Raw genomic sequence first — 16,288 nt, 5'->3', positions numbered from 1 at the left:
ATGGACGAAACAGTGATTCGACCCGAGCCGAGCGGACGGCCCGACGGCTTCCGCAATCAGCGACTGTGCGTCGTGCCGCGACCCCAGGTCGAGGCGGCGCTCTCGCGAGCCGTCACCCGCAGGCTCCTGGTGACCGACGCGGGGTACTTCCCCACCGCGTCCGGCCATCGCCGGGTTCGCGCGCGGGGTGCCACCGAGACCATCGTGATCCTCTGCGTCGCAGGCTCAGGGACGGTGCGCCTCGGCGACGAGGAGCATCCGATGACGCCCGGCGCCTGCGTGACCATCCCCGCGGGGGTACCGCACGACTACCGGGCGTCGCTCGACGATCCATGGACGATCTGGTGGATGCACGTGCGGGGCACCGACGTGCCCGAGCTCACCGGTCCCCTGCTCGGCATCCCCCGCCCGCTCACCCGGCTGCGCGCCGTCGACGGTGCCGTCGCTCTCTTCGACGAGCTCGTCGGCCACCTCGAACGACGCGTGTCACCCGCACAGCTGCTCGCGGCCTCGGGGGTGGCGTGGCACCTGCTCACGCGCCTGGCCGCCGACAGCATCCTCCCCGCGGAGGGATCACCTCTGGAGCGCGCCATGCGGTTCCTCGAGACCCGCGTCGACAGCAACATCCCGGTCGCAGAGCTCGCCGGCATGGTCGGGCTGTCCTCGTCGCACCTGAGCGCGATGTTCCGGCGCGCGACCGGAGGGGGCCCTGGCGCATTCCACACCGCCGTCAAGATGGCGCGAGCGCGCACTCTGCTCGACACGACGTCGTCGACCGTGACCGAGGTCGCCGCGGCGGTCGGATACAGCGACCCGCTCTACTTCTCCCGGCACTTCCGCCGCGTGCACGGCATGAACCCCACGACCTACCGCGCCCAGCACAAGGGGTGACGCGCGCTCAGCGGAAGGATGCGGTCGCGGTGCGACGCACCACCGCCGAACGGATCTCCAGTACATCCTCGCCGCCGACCGGCCGCACCCGCGGGTCGACGTAGACCGGGGAGTCCGCCGCCCAGGCGAACGCGCGGAGGGTCAGCGGCTGTGCGGCGAGCGCCTCGCGGTGCGGCGTGAGGTCGATCTCGAACGGGCGTCCGTACCAGAACTGGTCGGCGATCAGGCTGTCGCCGATCATGACCCGCATCACATCTCCCGTCCAGTCGAGGGTCAGCACCGACCGCTCGCCGTCGCCGGTCTCGAGCGCGCTTCTCGGCACGTGCACCTCGACCGTGGCGGCATCCGCGAAGTCGTCGTCGGCGGGTGCCGAGAATCTGCCGGCGGGCCCCCCGGTGCGCAGCGGCACGGTCGGTCGTTCGCTGAAGGCCGGCACGTCGAGAGGCACGGGGGCAGCCCCGCCCACGACCGCCCGGCGCGAGAAGACGGATCCTTCCGCGGCGAGCGGTTCGAGATCACGACCTCGCAGGGCGGGGAAGGCCCCGAGGGCACCGGCGCGGTCACCGAGCACGGCGGTGAAGCCGTCGTCGTCGAACCATCCGCCGCCCGCCCACAGGATCACGGTGTCGCGGCCGGCGACATCGCCGCGCCACACGCTCTCGGCGGTGGCCCTGTCGAGGAACACCAGGGTCGTGTCGCCGATCCCGACCTCGCAGTCGAGCCCCGGGGGCACGGACGGGACGGCATGCACCACGCCGTCCTGCAGGCGGACCTCGGCGCCCGAGATCGCGACGGCATCCACCCCTTCCACCTGCAGTTCGACGTCGATCCCCTCGCTCGCCGCGAACAGCACGACGGTGCGGTCGCCGTCGGTGATCTGCGTGATCGGCTGCGCGGTGACGGTGAGCGCGGGAACGTCCGGATACATCTGACGCAGCGGCCAGACGGCGAAGGCGCCGGCGGGCACCGTGATCGGCGCGGTCGGGACGGTGATCGCGTGATCGCCGAGGCGCACGTCGAAGTGCACGTCGTCGAGGTCGGGGAGTGCGGCGACCGCGGGCTGATGGTTGTTCAGGAACAGGAATCCGCGGTCGCCGTCGCTGCGCACCGCCCAACGCGGGCCGCCGTCGACCCGCGCGGGAATCGTCGTCGCGGCGGGAGCGAGAGCCGCGCCGAAGGCGTCGAGGAGCAGGTGCTGCTGCCGCAGCGCGTGGAAGTGCGGGCGCTGCGCCCCCACGGTGCCCAGCGGTGCGAAGAAGTCGTAGTCGCGCACCGGCACGTCGTTCGGGTAGCCGGTCGCCTGCGACTCCTGCGTCGACGACAGCTCGCCGAGCACCTGCAGGCCGCCGTGGTACATGTAGTAGCCCTGCCACGCGGATCCGCTGCCCACCTTGGTCAGGGCGAGGGCGGCCACGTCGTCGGGGTCGACGAGCGGACGCCGGTGGTAGGCCACCGCCATGCCGCCGCCGAGCTCGCAGGTCACGAACGGCCAGGGATCGTCGGTGCCGAGACCGGCATCCGGATCCGCCTCGGCCGCCGTGCCGCGCAGATCCGCCACGCGCAGATCCGCACCCCGCACATCCGCACCCCGCACATCCGCACCGACGCTGAGGTCGTCGCGGACCGTGCTGTAGGTGAAGTGCATCTCTCCGAAGTCCGGCCACCCCGTGTCCGACTCCTCCCAGAAGCCGTCGGAGTATCCGGCGTAGACCGGCAGGACGCGGCCTCGCGGCAGCTGCGCTCCGCCCCACCCGGTCGCGGTCCACAGACTCGCCCGCATCCCGACCTCCTCTGCGAGGGCGCGCAGGGTCGCCAGGTGCGGCCCGTCGTCGTAGAGCTCGTTGTCGACCTGGATGCCGATGATCGGCCCCTCGGGATTCTCCGACGTGTGGAGGAGGCCGCGCACCTGCTCCTCGATGCCGCCGTACCACCGCCGCGTGACAGCGAGGTAGGCCGGGTCGTCGGAGCGGTGCCCGATCGGCAGCGCCTGCAGCCAGTCCGGGAAGCCGCCGTTGCGGGTCTCGCCGTGCGCCCACGGACCGATCCGCAGCATCACCCTGAGCCCCACCCTGTCGGCCGTCTCGATGAACCGACGCAGGTCTCGCCGCCCGTCCCACCGCAGCTCGCCGCGGATCTCCTCGTGCACGATCCACAGCACGTAGGTGGCGAGCACGGAGATGCCGCCGGCCTTCATCTTGCGCAGCTCCCGCTCCCAGTTCTCGGGCAGGTCGCGGCTGAAGTGGTACTCCCCCATCACCGGGATCCACGGCTCACCGTTCCGCGTCACGAAGCGCGAGGTCAGCTGGAGGCGCTCCACGGTCGTGTCGTCGTCACCCATCTCGAGCGGTGCGGGCACCACGGCCGGGGACGCCGAGACGGCGACGGTGAACGGTGCGGGCGGCGTCTGCGGGGCGTCGTCGAACGTGGTCATCCCCTCGACGATAGGACGTCGGCCCCGTGCGATCCATGACGATCCGATGCCGCGCCTGGACGAAGCGCCGGGAGTGCGGTTCGGCCGCGTCACCCGACGAGCGGACCGCCGACCTTCCAGTACCCGAGGAACGACACCCGTTCCTTCGAGATGCCTGCCTCGGCGGTGAGAAGGCGGCGCACCCGGGCGGTGGCCCCCGACTCCCCCGCGATCCAGGCGTAGAAGGCCGGATCGGCGCGCACGCTCTCACCGTGCTCGTCGCTCCAGCGCGCCACCGCCCGCTCCAGCTCGGAGCTGTCGCCGGACGTACGGCGGATGAGTCGGATGTCGGCGCGAGCACCGGCATCCGCCGAGACGATGTCGTCGGCCGGGTCCGCGCACTCGAGGATCACGTCGACGCGGTGCGCCTCGCCGAGCGTCTGCAGGATCCCGCGCACGGCGGGGAAGGCGGTCTCGTCGGCGACGAGCAGCAACCGGGTCGCCTCACCGGGATGCCAGTGCAGTCCGTACCCCGTCCAGCCCATCCGTCGATCCGGCCCCGTGATCACCACGCGGTCGCCGGGTACCGCCCGTGCCGCCCACTGCGATGCGGGGCCCGCGGGCTCGTGCAGGAAGAAGTCCACGTCGAGCTCGCGCACCTGCGCCCGGATCCCGGCAGGGGTGTAGGTGCGCAGCACGTTGCGCTCACCTTCGGGCAGGCTCTTCCAGCGGGTGTACCAGTCGGACGGATGCGGGGTGGGCTCGTCGAGCAGACCGAAGTCCGCGAGCGAGCCGTCGGCCATCGGCAGCACCAGCTTGATGCGCTGGTCGGTGCCCCAGCTCGCGAAGTGCTCCAGAGCGTCGCCGGTGAAGGTGATCCGGATGAACCCCGGGCTCAGTCGACGCGTCTCACGCACCTCCACAGGAAAGGCGCTGTAGGCCCACGGGCGTTCGGCGTTCATCCGGCATCCTTCCTCGCGGGCACGCGGAGCGGGACGACCATCGGCCCTCCGGTGACCGGATCGTCGATGACGATGTTCTCGAGCCCGAACACCTCGCGCACCCGCTCGCTCGTGATGACCTCGGCGGGAGCACCCTCGGCGACGATCCGACCGGCCCGCATCGCGATGATGTGCGAGGCGTACCGCGCCGCATGGTTCAGATCGTGCAGCACGGCGACGATCGTGCGCCCGTGGTCGTTCAGCTCGGCGAACAGCTCCATGAGCTCGACCTGGTGCGCCACGTCGAGGAAGGTCGTGGGCTCGTCGAGCAGCAGCAGGTCGGTCTCCTGGGCGAGGACCATCGCCACCCAGACCCGCTGCCGCTGACCGCCGGACAGCTCGTCGACGGATCTCGCCGCGAGGTCGGTCGTGCCGGTGGCCGCGAGCGCGCGACGCACCGCGTCTTCGTCGGCCTCGGACCACTGCCGGAACAGGCTCTGGTGCGGGTACCGTCCCCGGGCGACGAGGTCGGTCACGGTGATGCCGTCGGGAGCGCTCGCGCTCTGCGGCAGCAGCCCCAGCCGACGCGCCACCTCTTTCGCCGGGTACGAGGCGATGGCGCGCCCGTCGAGCACGATCTCGCCCGCCGCGGGCGCGAGCAGTCGTGAGAGGCCACGCAGCAGCGTCGACTTTCCGCAGGCGTTCGCCCCGATGATCACGGTGAACGAGCCGTCGGGGATCGCCACGCTCACATCGTGCACGATGGGGGATCCGTCGTACGCGAGCGTGATCCCGTCGGCGTGCAGGCGGGAGTCCGGGTCGGGGTGGGCGCGAGGGCTGTCGAGGTCAGGCACGGCGGCGGATCTCCAGGATGATCATGAGGACGAGGTAGGCGCCACCCACCGACACGGTGACGACGCCGACGGGGAGCGTGACGGGCAGCACGTGCTGCGCGACGAGGTCGGAGGCGAGCACGAGCACGCTGCCGACGAGAGCGGCGAGTCCGAGCGACAGATGCGGCGTGCGCGCCACGAGGCGGGCGATCTGCGGAGCGGCCAGGGCGACGAACGCGATCGGACCACCGACGGTGGTGGCCGCCGCGACGAGGACCACGCCGATCAGCAGCGCCAGGGTGCGCACCAGCGCGGGGCGGGATCCGGTCGCCGAGGCGACATCGTCGCCGAGGTCGAGCTGGCGCAGGCGCGGCGGAAGGAGCGCGGCCGCGACCACGAACGGCACGGCGCAGAGCACCGCCGCGCCCAGGCCCGCAGCGGTCACCCCGTTGAGCGATCCCGCGCCCCACGCCGAGGCGAACATCGCCGTGTCGAGTTCGATCTGCAGCAGCATCCAGGTGTTCAGCGAGGCGAGCATCGCCGAGACGCCGATGCCCACGATGATGAGCCGGAACCCCTGCACGCCGCCTCGCACGGCGAGCAGCCAGATCACCGCGGCGGCGGCCAGCCCTCCGCACAGCGCCCCGATCGTGCGGGCCGGCAGGCTGGACGAGACGAAGACCAGGGCGAGCAGCATGCCGGTGAACGCGCCGTTCGACAGTCCGAGGATGTCGGGGCTCGCGAGCGGATTGCGGGTGACGGTCTGGAAGAGCGCACCGGCGATCGCGAGCAGGGCGCCCACCGCGATGGCCGCCAGGGCCCGCGGCATCCGCCAGTCCCAGACGACCGTGCGGTCGATCGGCTCCCCGCCTCCGAGCAGGATGCGCACCACCTCGTCGGGCGCGAGCGGGAACGACCCCAGTCCCAGGGACAGGACGAACAGCGCGGCGAGGACGAGCAGCGAGATCGCGGCGACCAGCAGGCTGCGCACCCGGACAGGCAGCGCCACCGGGCCGATCCGCACGAGAACGCGGCGGGGGGCTCTGAGGGGAGACGGATGGGAGGACGGCGTGCGGAGGGACGGCCGGCGGAGGACGGTCACAGTGCACGCGCCTTCCCGCGTCGGGCGAGGGCGATCAGCACCGGCGCGCCCACCAGTGCGGTGACGATGCCGACGGGCACCTCCGCCGGCGCGATGATCACTCGCCCCAGAACGTCGGAGAGCAGCACCACCACGGGAGCGAGCACCGCGGACAGCGCGATGATGAGTCGCTGATCCACCCCGAACGTCCACCGGATCACGTGCGGCACCATCAGCCCGACGAACGAGATCGGCCCGGCGATCGCGGTCGCGGCGCCGGCCAGCACGGTGACCGCCACGATCACGCCGATGCGGATGCCGACGACGTTGGCGCCCTGGGAGCGCGCGACGTCGTCGCCGAGCCCCACCGCGTTCAGGCCCGCCGCCAGCACGAGAGCGATCAGCAGCGCGACGACCACGAAGGGGAGCACCGCGACGAGGTCGTCGAGCCCGCTGCCGAGCAGCGAGCCCGCGTTCCAGCTGCGCATCGCGTCGAACGCGTCGGGGTCGCTCAGCGTGAGGCCGGTGGTGATGCCCGACAGCACGGCCCCGAGGGCCACTCCCGCCAGGGTGAGCCGCACAGGGTCGGCCGCGCCGCGGCCGGCCGACCCGACGAGGTAGACGGCGACCGTCACCACGAGCGCTCCGAGGAACGCCAGCCAGATGAACTCGGAGGCATCGCGGAGCCCGAGGAATGCCACCCCGAGCGCGACCGCCACCGCTGCTCCCGCATTGACGCCCAGGATGCCGGGGTCCGCGAGCGGGTTGCGGGTGAAGGCCTGCACGAGCGCGCCGGCGACGCCCAGAGCGGCTCCCGCGACGAGGCCGACCGCGGTGCGGGGGATGCGCAGCTCGAACAGCACGAAGTTCGTCTCAGTGGTGCCGCGACCGGCCATCGCGTCGAACACCGCGGCGGGCGAGAGCGGATTCGCCCCCACGGTGAGCGAGAGCAGCACGGCCAGCACGAGAGCGCCGCACAGGACGATCGTGCCTGTCGCTGCCCGTGCCGCCCGTCGCGGCAGCGGGGCCGCGGTCGGTCCCGCTGCGGAGACCGCGGTCACCGGTTCGCTTCGAGGTACTTCTCGATGTCGTCGAGCACGGCCTGCGCGCCCTTCGGTCCGACGCCCGAGACCCAGTAGGCGGTGTCGACGAGCGTCACCCGGCCGAAGGCGTCCGCGTTCTGGGTGAGCGCGGCGGGGATCGCCGACTCGTCGTCGACGTCGGCCGCGGTCACGAAGACGTTGTCGGCCGCGGCGTCGACGATGTTCTCGGGCGAGATGTCGGCCTGCAGGCCGTCGGCCCAGTCCTGATCCGGGATCGTGTAGCCGACGCACTCGAGCAGGCTGCCCGCGAACGACACCGGGCCGTACAGGCTGAGGGTCGTCTCGTCGCGCGGACGGATCAGCTGCGCCGTCTCGCCGTCGACCGCGTACTCGTCGCTGAGGCTCTCGCACCTCTCGTCGACGGCGGTCAGCAGGTCGGCCACCTCGTCGTCGCGGTTCAGCGCCTCGCCGATGAGCTGCGCGTTCTCGCGCCACGGGTCGGCCTGGGTCTCGATGAAGACCGTGGGGGCGATGGCCGAGAGCTGCTCGTAGAGCGCCGAGTGGCGGGCCTCCGTGCCGAGGATCAGGTCGGGTTTGAGCGCGGCGATGGCCTCGAGGTCGGGCTCGGGCACGGTGCCGACGCTCTCGACGCCGTCGACACCGAGGTAGGCCGGGGTGCTCGCGACGTTCGAGGCGACCGCCGCGCCGACCGGCGTGATGCCGACCGCCACCGCGGTGTCGAGTTCCAGCGGCTCCAGGGTCACGACGCGCTCGACGTCGTCGGGCACCTCGGTGGTTCCGCGTGCGTGCTCGACGGTATGCGTGCCGGCCGGCTCAGTGGGGGCGGCGGCATCGGCGGGGGCCGCGTCGGGGGCGGAGCATCCGGTGAGCACGAGGAGGGCTGTCGCCGAGACGGCGAGGGCGGACAACAGGGGGCGACGGAGGCGTGCGGGCACGACGAAGACCTTTCGGGGATCTGCGGACGAGGCGGGGGAGCCGGTTAGGTAAGGCTAACAAACCTGCATCCGTGAAGAGAACTCGGTATCCGGAAAATCCATTCACGCGCATCCATCTGGGTCGGAAGGAGGCGTACCCTGGAAAGGAGGACGGACCGTCCGAGAAGATCTCCCGGCACCGCGACCGTCCAGGAGAGGAGCCACCCGTGGCTCAGTACGACGTCTCGAACCGCTCGGCGATCGTGACGGGAGCAGGAAGCGGAATCGGTCGCTCGACCGCTCTGCTGCTCGCCCGCAACGGCGCATCCGTCGTCGTGAACGACCTGAACGCGGAGAACGCGACCGCTGTCGTCGAGGAGATCCGTGCCGCCGGCGGCATCGCCGAGGCCTCCGTCGGCGACGCCACCGACGTCGAGTGGATCGCGTCCTCGGTCGAGCTCGCGAACTCGCTCGCCCCGCTGCGCATCGGCGTCAACAACGCCGGCATCGGCGGAGCATCCGCCCCCACGGCCGAGTACGACGACGCCGCGTGGGACAAGGTCATCTCGATCAACCTCAACGCCGTGTTCCGCAACATGAAGGCGCAGATCCCGTCGATCCTCGCCAACGGCGGCGGCTCGGTCGTGAACATCGCGTCGATCCTCGGCAGCGTCGGATTCGCGGGCTCCCCCGCCTACGTCGCGGCCAAGCACGCGGTGGTCGGCATGACCAAGTCGGCCGCCCTCGAGTACTCCGCGCACGGCGTGCGCGTGAACTCGGTGGGTCCCGGATTCATCGACACCCCGCTGCTCGCGACCATGGGCGACGAGGCGAAGGAGTTCCTCGTCAGCAAGCACCCGATCGGACGCCTCGGCCAGGCCGACGAGGTCGCCAACCTCATCGCGTTCCTCGCGAGCGACGCCGCCAGCTTCATCACCGGCAGCTACCACCTCGTCGACGGCGGCTACACCGCCCTCTGAGTTCCGGATGCCGGGTGCCAGATTCGGGGTGCCCGGTGCCGGTGCCGGGCATCTCCGGGTGCCAGGTGCCGGGTACCTCCGGCCGAATGCAGGATGCCGGCACGGATGCAGGATCACACCGGCCACCCGGCCCTGCATCCGTGCCCGGCTCCTGCATCCGGCACCTGCATCCGGCACCAGGAACGACACGTCAGCGGCCCGGATCCAGGCCATCCGGGATCACCGTGACGTTCGCGCCGCCAGGGCTCCGGCGAGCAGCACGGCGACCATGGCCGCCGCAGGCGCGACGATCAGTCCGGCCCGCAGGCTCTGCGTGTCGGCGATGAATCCGACGACCGGCGGCGAGAACAGGAATCCCAGTCGCAGCAGCCACGACACGATCGTCAGCCCTGCCCCCGGCCGCAGACCCGGCAGCTCATCGGCCGCGTGCATGGCGGCGGGGATGAGGGTCGCGACCCCGAAGCCGATCGCCGCGAAGCCCGCGATGGTGCCGGGGACGCTGGGGAAGATCAGCGCGAGGGTCATGCCGCCCGCCGCGATCAGTCCGCCCACGACCGCCACGGCGCGCTGACCGAAGCGGTCGGTCAGCCCGTCGCCCAGAATCCGCCCGATGAACTGCGCACCCACGAGGGCGATGAAGCCGAGCGGCGCGATCGCGGCGGCGGCGCCGAGCGACTCCGAGAGATAGAGCGTCGCCCAGGAATTGCCCGCATCCTCGGCGATCGCCCCGGCCATGGCGATCAGGGTCAGCGCGATCACCATCAGTACGATTCGCGGGCTGACACCCCGGCGCACCGTCGACGCGGCCTCAGCGGGTGCGGCCACGGCCAGAGCCTCAGACGCCTCATCGTGTCCGGGCAGGCAGAACCGCAGTGCTGTGAGCGCCACCGCCGCGAACACCGCGGTCGAGATTCCCAGATGCACGCCCAGAGGGAGTTGCAGCGCGATCGCCGCCGCGGCCATGCCTCCTCCGACCACCGCGCCGATCGACCAGATCGCGTGGAACGAATTGATGATCGACCGACCGTATCGACGCTGCACGCGCAGGCCATGCGCGTTCTGCGCCACGTCGGTGATCGCATCGAACGCGCCCCCGCACAGCAGGGCGACCGCGAACAGGATGCCGGTGGGCGACAGCGCCGCGGCGAACAGCCCGAGGGCTGTCGCGATGGTGTCGAACACCGCGATGCGTGCGGAACCGAACCGGCGGATGAGCACCGCGGAGAGAAGGCCGGCGGCGATCGCTCCTGCCGGGAATGCGGCGATCGCGAATCCGTAGCCGACGTTGTCGAGCTCGAGCGCCGTCTTGATCTCGGGGTACCGCGGGAGGATGTTGGCGAACAGCGCCCCATTGGTGAAGAACAGCGCCGAGACGGCGATGCGCGCTCGCGCCGTGGCGCGATCGGGCGCGGCGGATCGAATCGATTCGACAGTCGTCATGTCGACGACGTTACACGCTCCGGCAGACCGCCGAGTTCACCGAGATGCGCTTCGCCGCGAACGACCCGGACACTCCGACATCCGCGTCACCGAGCGGCACCGGCGGGACGTGCTCCGCCCCCGTCATGCTCCTATCGCGTGCAGGGACCGTCGCGTCGACACCGCGGAGGCGAACTCCTCGCGCGTGAGGTCGAGTCCGCCCGCCGACCCCGCGGCGTGCATCATCGCCGTGACCATGTCGCGGTCGATCGCGCACGGCCGATCCATCGCGATCCGGAGCGGGATGGAGGCGTGCACCCACAGCGTCTCGATCACGCCGTCAGCCATCTCCAGGGTCAGGGGGAACGACTCGTTCCGCCGCAGCTTGGTCATCGCCACCATGCGCAGATGAGTGAGCGTCTGATCGTCGATCTCGATGCGCTCGGCCGTGTTCCCGTATGTCAAGTAGCCCATGATCTCTCCTTCACGCGAAGACTTCGCATGATAGATAGATTACTAGGTTACCTAGCTAAACGGAAGTCGGACTCACGGGATCTCGCCGATCTCCTCGATCAGACGACGCAGAAAGCGACCCACCACTTCGGTCTGCTCGGGGGTGAACTCGCTCGCGATCGCCTCGACCCGCTGAGTGAGCTCATCGGCGGGCGAGTGGAGGTCGCGCAGCGAGGCACGGAGGACCTTCGAACGGGCGTCGTCGGGATGCGGCGCGACCACGATCTGCCCGCGCTCCTGCAGGCGACGCAGCAGGCTCGTGATCGCTGCGGTGCTCACGTTCAGATGGGCGGCGAGTCCGCCGGGCGTCGCCGGCGCATCGTCCGGGGCGTCGACGATGTAGCGCATCGCCTCGCGGTCCGTGTCATTGGGTGCGCGGACCGCCGCGAGTCGCCGCGCGAGCTGTGCTTCCGCACGGCGGAGTTCATCGACACGGGCGACGAGGTCGGTCTTCGCCGTGCGGACGTGGATATTCATCTTCATGCGACACCCCCTGTCAAACTTCCATGCTACTACTCGAAAGCCACGTAACCAGGTGAGCTAGCTATATATCTGTACGCACTATCTCGGCGCGGGTGCCAAGATAGAGGCCTGCGCCGATCAGGCTCTGAGCACCGACGAGGAGGTGGCGTGATGGAGAACTCCGACGAGTTCACCCGTTCCGGTTACTGGTATCCGGACGCCGAATCCGCCAGCACTGTCGACGTGCTGAACCTGCTGCGTCGCTACAGGTCGGCCGAGACGGCCATGCGTGCGCGCACGCGCATCTCTATGAAGATGAACGAGACCGACCTGGTCGCCCTGAGATTCCTGCTGCGTGAGCAGCGCGCCGGACGCATCGTGCGCCCGATCGACATCGCTCGCATGCTCGACATCTCCACCGCGTCCACGACGACTCTGATCGACCGACTCGAGAAGGGCGGGCACGCCCGACGCGAGCCGCACCCGACCGATCGACGCGCCGGCGTCGTCGTCCCCACCGTCAGCAGCGACGACGAGGTGCGCGACACCCTCGGCGCCATGCACCGTCGGATGCTCGCCCTCGTCGACGAGATGAGCGACCGCGAGCGCGCCGTCGTGACACGATTCCTCGCCGGCATGACCTCGGCGATCGAAGAGGCGAGCGACCTCGACCAGGAGCTGCGCGACGTCATCCGTTCGCACGAGGAGTCGGAATCGGAGTCGGGCGAGTAGCCCGACTCCGACTCGGACTCAGGCCTTCTCGGCCGCCGTCTCGCCCTCGACGTCCGCGTCGGCGAGACGCTCGGGGAACAGCTCGTCCAGATCGAGATCGGGGTTGTCCTCCTGCGTCTCGACCAGCTCGACGGCCTCTTCGTGAGACTGCACGCTCGGCATGGCGCCCGGCAGCGGGCGCCGCGCCGATTCCTTCAGCACGACGACGGCGATGAAGCCGGCGATCGACGTTCCGATCACATAGAAGGCCGGCGCGAGCGACGACCCCGTCATCTGCACCAGGGCCTCCATGACCACCGGAGCGGTACCTGCGAACAGGGCGACGGCCAGGTTGTAGGAGATGCCCATACCGCCGTACCGCGATGACGTCGGGAAGAGCGCGGGCAGCGACGACGCGAGGTTCGCCACGTAGAAGGTGACCGGGAAGGCCAGCAGCGCCAGGCCGAGCAGCGTCGACCAGATCTCGCCGTGCATCATGAACAGGAACGCGGGAACAGCCAGGACGATCGCCGAGATCGAGCCGACGAACAGCACCTTCTTGCGACCGATGCGGTCGGACAGCTTGCCGGTGAGCGGGATGCACAGGGCCATCGCGACCAGCACGGGCAGCGTCAGCAGGGTGCCGTGCACCTCGTCGTACCCGAGGGTTCCGGTCAGGTAGGTCGGCATGTACGACGTCAGCGCGTAGCCGACCGTGTTCGCGGCGGCGACGAGCACGAACGCCGTCAGGAGCTCGCGCCAGTACGCGCGGATCAGCGCGAGCACGCCCTTCGGCGCATCCGCCGCGGCCTGTGCTTCGTCGGATGCGCGCGCAGAGGCATCCTGCGCCTCCTGGAAGGCGGGGGTGTCCTCGATCTTGAGGCGGAAGTAGATCGCGATGAGTCCCAGCGGCAGTGCCACGAGGAACGGGATGCGCCAGGCGAAGCCCTGCATGGTCTCGGCCGAGAGGGTGAGCTGGAGGATCGAGACGAAGGCGGCGCCGATCGCGAAGCCCATGTACGAGCCGAGGTCGAGGAGCGAGGCGTAGAAGCCGCGCCGCTTGTCGGGCGCGTACTCGGTGATGAACGTGGTGGCACCGGCGTACTCGCCGCCCGTCGAGAAGCCCTGGGCGAGCTTGAGCACGATCAGCAGGATCGGCGCCCAGACGCCGATGACCGAGAAATCGGGCAGCACGCCGATGAGGAAGGTCGCTGCGGCCATCATGATCAGGGTGAACGCGAGCACGCGCTGACGACCCAGGCGATCGCCGAGCTGGCCGAGCACGATGCCGCCGAGCGGACGGGCGACGAAGGTCACCGCGAAGACGCCGAGCGAGAAGAGCGACTGGGCCCCCGCGGAGGCATCGGGCAGGAACGCGCGTCCGATGATGACGGCGAGATAGCCGTACACGCCGATGTCGTACCACTCCATGAGGTTGCCGACCACGGTGCCGGCCACGGCGCGGCGCAGCATCGGGCGGTCGACCACGGTGACGTCCTCGACGGTGAGGCGCCGCGGTTCGTTCTTCACCGGTCGCAGTCGACGGACGAGTCGCTGCCACAGGGTCGGGACCTGGTTCTTCAAGGGATCGGACATGCCGTCAATCATCTCTCTCGTGGTGGCCGGTCCGGGTATTCGGGCCCGGACATGAAGCGGGGAGGCGACTTTCGCCGCCTCCCCGCTCGGTGCAGAGCGTTCTCAGTTGAGAGCGTCCTTGACGTTCTCGCCGGCCTTCTTGACGTTGGCCTTGGCCTGCTCGGCGCGACCCTCGGCCTCGAGCTTCTCGTTGTCGGTCACCTTGCCGACGGTCTCCTTCGCCTTGCCGGCGAGGTCCTGAGCGGCGTTCTTGATCTTGTCATCGAGTCCCATGGGGGATCCTTTCTCTTCTCTGCGGTGGTCTTCTGCGGTGTTTCTGCAGCGTGCTTCTGCGGTGTGCTTCTGCGGTGGTCCTCTGGGGGAGTCAGAGCGGGAGGGCGAACGTGGCCGCCATCATGAGCGGCATCGTCGCCGCGGCGATCAGCGCGACCAATGCCGCGGCACGCCAAGCCCCATGGCGTGCCGCGGCAGTCAGGGGCGCGCGTCCGACACCGGTCGCGCGCCCCACAGCCTCGCTGGCGGGTAACGGTGCGAGGCTGACCGCCGTCGAGAGCGCAGACGATGCGTCGAACGAAGCTGGGGAGACGCGGGTGGGGGAATTCATTGCCCTGGACATGTGATCACCTTCCTCGCGCTAAAGATTACTAGGTGAACTAGTGATTTGTCACCCTAGCGATATTTCTCCCGGACCGGCCTACTCTCGAAACATGACGGAGCTCACCCAGCCCACCGGGCACGAAGAGGCGCTGCGCGCCCTCCCCCACGACGACGGAGACGCCCCGCGCGCCCTCGTCCTCGGCGCCACCGGATACATCGGCGGACGCCTCACCCCACGCCTGCTCAACGCCGGCTACCGCGTGCGGGTCCTCGCCCGCGACGCCGCACGCGCCGCATCGTTCCCCTGGGGTTCCGAGTCCGAGATCGTCGAGGGTTCGGCCGACGATGCGGATGCCGTCGCCGCGGCCATGGCAGACGTCGACGTCGTCTACTACCTGATCCACTCCATGAGCGCCGGAAAGGGGTTCGAGGAGAGCGACGAGCTCGCGGCGACGACGGTGGCGGATGCCGCGGCGAAGGCCGGCGTGCGGCGCATCGTCTATCTGGGCGGCCTCCACCCCGAGGATGCGAAGCTGTCCCCGCACCTGCGCTCGCGCGTGCGGGTCGGCGAGATCTTCCTCGAATCCGGTGTGCCGACGCTGGTGCTGCAGGCCGGCGTCGTGATCGGGTCGGGATCGGCGTCGTTCGAGATGATCCGGCACCTGACCGACGTGCTGCCCTACATGCCGGCACCGAAGTGGGTGCGCAACCGCATCCAGCCCATCGCCGTGCGCGACGTGCTGCACTATCTGCTCGGCGCCGCCCGCGTCGACGACGACGTGAACACCGCGGTCGACATCGGCGGCCCCGACGTGCTGCGCTACGGCCAGATGATGAACGGCTACGCGCTCGAAGCGGGGCTGCGGCAGCGGGCCATCGCAGCTCTGCCTGTGCTCACCCCCGGGCTGGCATCGCACTGGGTGAACCTGGTGACGCCGGTGCCCCGGTCTATCGCCCGCCCCCTGGTCGCGTCGCTGCAGAACGAGTGCATCGTGAAGGACCACGCGATCGACGACCTCATCCCCCGTCCCGACAGCGGGCTGACCCCGTATCGCACGGCCGTGTCGCTCGCGCTGGGTCGCGTCGACGCCGACACGATCGAGACGAGCTGGCAGGATGCCGAGGTGACGGGCGCGCCGAGCGATCCGCTGCCCAGCGATCCCGAATGGGCAGGCCGCACGGTGTTCACCGACACACGCAAGCTGAAGACGGCTGCCCCCGTCGACGGGCTGTGGCGCGTGATCATCGGCATCGGCGGGTCGAACGGATGGTACTCGTCGAAGTTCCTGTGGGCCGTGCGCGGCTGGATGGACCGGCTCGTCGGAGGTGTCGGGCTGCGCCGCGGACGTCGAAGCAAGGTCGAGGCGCGGGTCGGCGACGCGATCGACTTCTGGCGTGTCGAGGCCGTCGAGGAGCCGGGGCGCGCGACCGAGTCGTCGCCCGCCAGCGGCGGTCTGCTGCGACTGCGCGCCGAGATGAAGGTGCCGGGCGAGGCGTGGCTCGAGCTTCGGGCACTGCCCGACGGCGACGGATCGCGCTACGAGCAGCGTGCCGTCTTCTTCCCTCGCGGACTCCTCGGCCGGATGTACTGGCTCGGCGTGCTGCCCTTCCACGGGTTCATCTTCGCCGGGATGGCGGCCCGCATCACCGACGCCGCCGCGGTGCCCGTCGAGCCCGTCGCGGCGGACTGACCCGGTCGTCCCCGGCAGGCGGGGTCGATTCCGCATCGCGCCGGCAGCCGGGGTCGATTCCGCACCGCAAACAGCCGATTCGGATGCACAACTGACCCCGCACCGAGCCGAAACCGTGGGGGAGGGTAGACGTCGCATCCGGAAACACGTGCGAGGCCCGTTCTGCATCCCCGATCCAGCCGGGG

The 16,288-nt window shown here is 70.3% G+C and carries 16 protein-coding genes; 5 read left to right on the top strand and 11 right to left on the bottom strand.

What is annotated here, in order from left to right; translation table 11 throughout:
* Window positions 1–891 (top strand): helix-turn-helix domain-containing protein, encoded by an 891-nt coding sequence (locus tag DXT68_RS01410; protein WP_045254517.1) that lies wholly within the window; start codon window positions 1–3, stop codon window positions 889–891.
* A gap of 7 nt (window positions 892–898) precedes the next feature.
* On the opposite strand, the gene DXT68_RS01405 is transcribed toward DXT68_RS01410, so the two are convergent.
* The 6 genes from DXT68_RS01405 to DXT68_RS01380 all read right to left on the bottom strand — a co-directional run bounded on the left by DXT68_RS01405 (window position 899) and on the right by DXT68_RS01380 (window position 8,155).
* Window positions 899–3,322, bottom strand: a complete 2,424-nt coding sequence (locus DXT68_RS01405; RefSeq protein ID WP_052677756.1) for a beta-galactosidase — start codon at window positions 3,320–3,322, stop codon at window positions 899–901.
* 89 nt (window positions 3,323–3,411) lie between these two features.
* A complete protein-coding gene (locus DXT68_RS01400; RefSeq protein ID WP_045254478.1) occupies window positions 3,412–4,263 on the bottom strand; it encodes a siderophore-interacting protein in 852 nt (283 codons plus the stop codon).
* Window positions 4,260–5,096 (bottom strand): ABC transporter ATP-binding protein, encoded by an 837-nt coding sequence (locus DXT68_RS01395; protein WP_045254479.1) that lies wholly within the window; start codon window positions 5,094–5,096, stop codon window positions 4,260–4,262. The genes DXT68_RS01400 and DXT68_RS01395 overlap by 4 nt, the downstream gene beginning before the upstream one ends.
* On the bottom strand, window positions 5,089–6,084 hold the full coding sequence (locus tag DXT68_RS01390; RefSeq protein WP_244268195.1) for a FecCD family ABC transporter permease: 996 nt from the start codon (window positions 6,082–6,084) through the stop codon (window positions 5,089–5,091). The genes DXT68_RS01395 and DXT68_RS01390 overlap by 8 nt, the downstream gene beginning before the upstream one ends.
* Before the next feature lie 89 nt (window positions 6,085–6,173).
* Window positions 6,174–7,217 (bottom strand): FecCD family ABC transporter permease, encoded by a 1,044-nt coding sequence (locus DXT68_RS01385; RefSeq protein WP_244268196.1) that lies wholly within the window; start codon window positions 7,215–7,217, stop codon window positions 6,174–6,176.
* On the bottom strand, window positions 7,214–8,155 hold the full coding sequence (locus DXT68_RS01380; protein WP_174233183.1) for an ABC transporter substrate-binding protein: 942 nt from the start codon (window positions 8,153–8,155) through the stop codon (window positions 7,214–7,216). The genes DXT68_RS01385 and DXT68_RS01380 overlap by 4 nt, the downstream gene beginning before the upstream one ends.
* A 206-nt stretch (window positions 8,156–8,361) precedes the next feature.
* Here DXT68_RS01380 and DXT68_RS01375 point away from each other — a divergent pair, with 206 nt between their 5' ends.
* The gene (locus tag DXT68_RS01375) at window positions 8,362–9,114 is read left to right on the top strand and encodes an SDR family NAD(P)-dependent oxidoreductase (RefSeq protein WP_045253100.1); all 753 of its coding nucleotides are present in this window, start codon (window positions 8,362–8,364) and stop codon (window positions 9,112–9,114) included.
* Window positions 9,115–9,333: 219 nt separating this feature from the next.
* Here DXT68_RS01375 and DXT68_RS01370 read toward each other — a convergent pair whose 3' ends face one another.
* From DXT68_RS01370 to DXT68_RS01360, 3 genes are all read right to left on the bottom strand, one after another.
* On the bottom strand, window positions 9,334–10,554 hold the full coding sequence (locus DXT68_RS01370; RefSeq protein ID WP_045253099.1) for an MFS transporter: 1,221 nt from the start codon (window positions 10,552–10,554) through the stop codon (window positions 9,334–9,336).
* Window positions 10,555–10,677: 123 nt separating this feature from the next.
* On the bottom strand, window positions 10,678–11,007 hold the full coding sequence (locus tag DXT68_RS01365) for a DUF7882 family protein (protein WP_045253098.1): 330 nt from the start codon (window positions 11,005–11,007) through the stop codon (window positions 10,678–10,680).
* Window positions 11,008–11,079: 72 nt separating this feature from the next.
* Entirely contained in the window at window positions 11,080–11,529 is a 450-nt protein-coding gene (locus tag DXT68_RS01360; protein ID WP_230111798.1) for a MarR family winged helix-turn-helix transcriptional regulator, read from the bottom strand.
* 150 nt (window positions 11,530–11,679) lie between these two features.
* On the opposite strand from DXT68_RS01360, the gene DXT68_RS01355 reads away from it, so the two are divergent.
* Window positions 11,680–12,240 carry a MarR family winged helix-turn-helix transcriptional regulator gene (locus DXT68_RS01355; protein WP_045253097.1) on the top strand — a complete coding sequence of 187 codons (561 nt, stop codon included), beginning with the start codon at window positions 11,680–11,682 and terminating at the stop codon, window positions 12,238–12,240.
* 18 nt (window positions 12,241–12,258) lie between these two features.
* Here the strand turns inward: DXT68_RS01355 and DXT68_RS01350 are convergent, their stop codons facing one another.
* Window positions 12,259–13,815: an MFS transporter gene (locus DXT68_RS01350; protein ID WP_045253096.1), complete on the bottom strand. Its 1,557-nt coding sequence runs from the start codon at window positions 13,813–13,815 to the stop codon at window positions 12,259–12,261.
* A 102-nt stretch (window positions 13,816–13,917) separates the two neighbouring features.
* Entirely contained in the window at window positions 13,918–14,088 is a 171-nt protein-coding gene (locus tag DXT68_RS01345; protein WP_082068826.1) for a CsbD family protein, read from the bottom strand.
* A 110-nt stretch (window positions 14,089–14,198) separates the two neighbouring features.
* Here DXT68_RS01345 and DXT68_RS16875 point away from each other — a divergent pair, with 110 nt between their 5' ends.
* Window positions 14,199–14,435, top strand: a complete 237-nt coding sequence (locus DXT68_RS16875) for a hypothetical protein (RefSeq protein ID WP_156149246.1) — start codon at window positions 14,199–14,201, stop codon at window positions 14,433–14,435.
* An 87-nt stretch (window positions 14,436–14,522) separates the two neighbouring features.
* Window positions 14,523–16,103: an SDR family oxidoreductase gene (locus DXT68_RS01335; protein ID WP_045253094.1), complete on the top strand. Its 1,581-nt coding sequence runs from the start codon at window positions 14,523–14,525 to the stop codon at window positions 16,101–16,103.
* The last annotated feature ends 185 nt before the right edge of the window (window positions 16,104–16,288 follow it).

Source organism: Microbacterium foliorum (assembly GCF_003367705.1).
GTDB classification, from domain to species: Bacteria; Actinomycetota; Actinomycetes; order Actinomycetales; family Microbacteriaceae; genus Microbacterium; species Microbacterium foliorum.
This window is presented reverse-complemented; position numbering and strand designations above follow the sequence as displayed.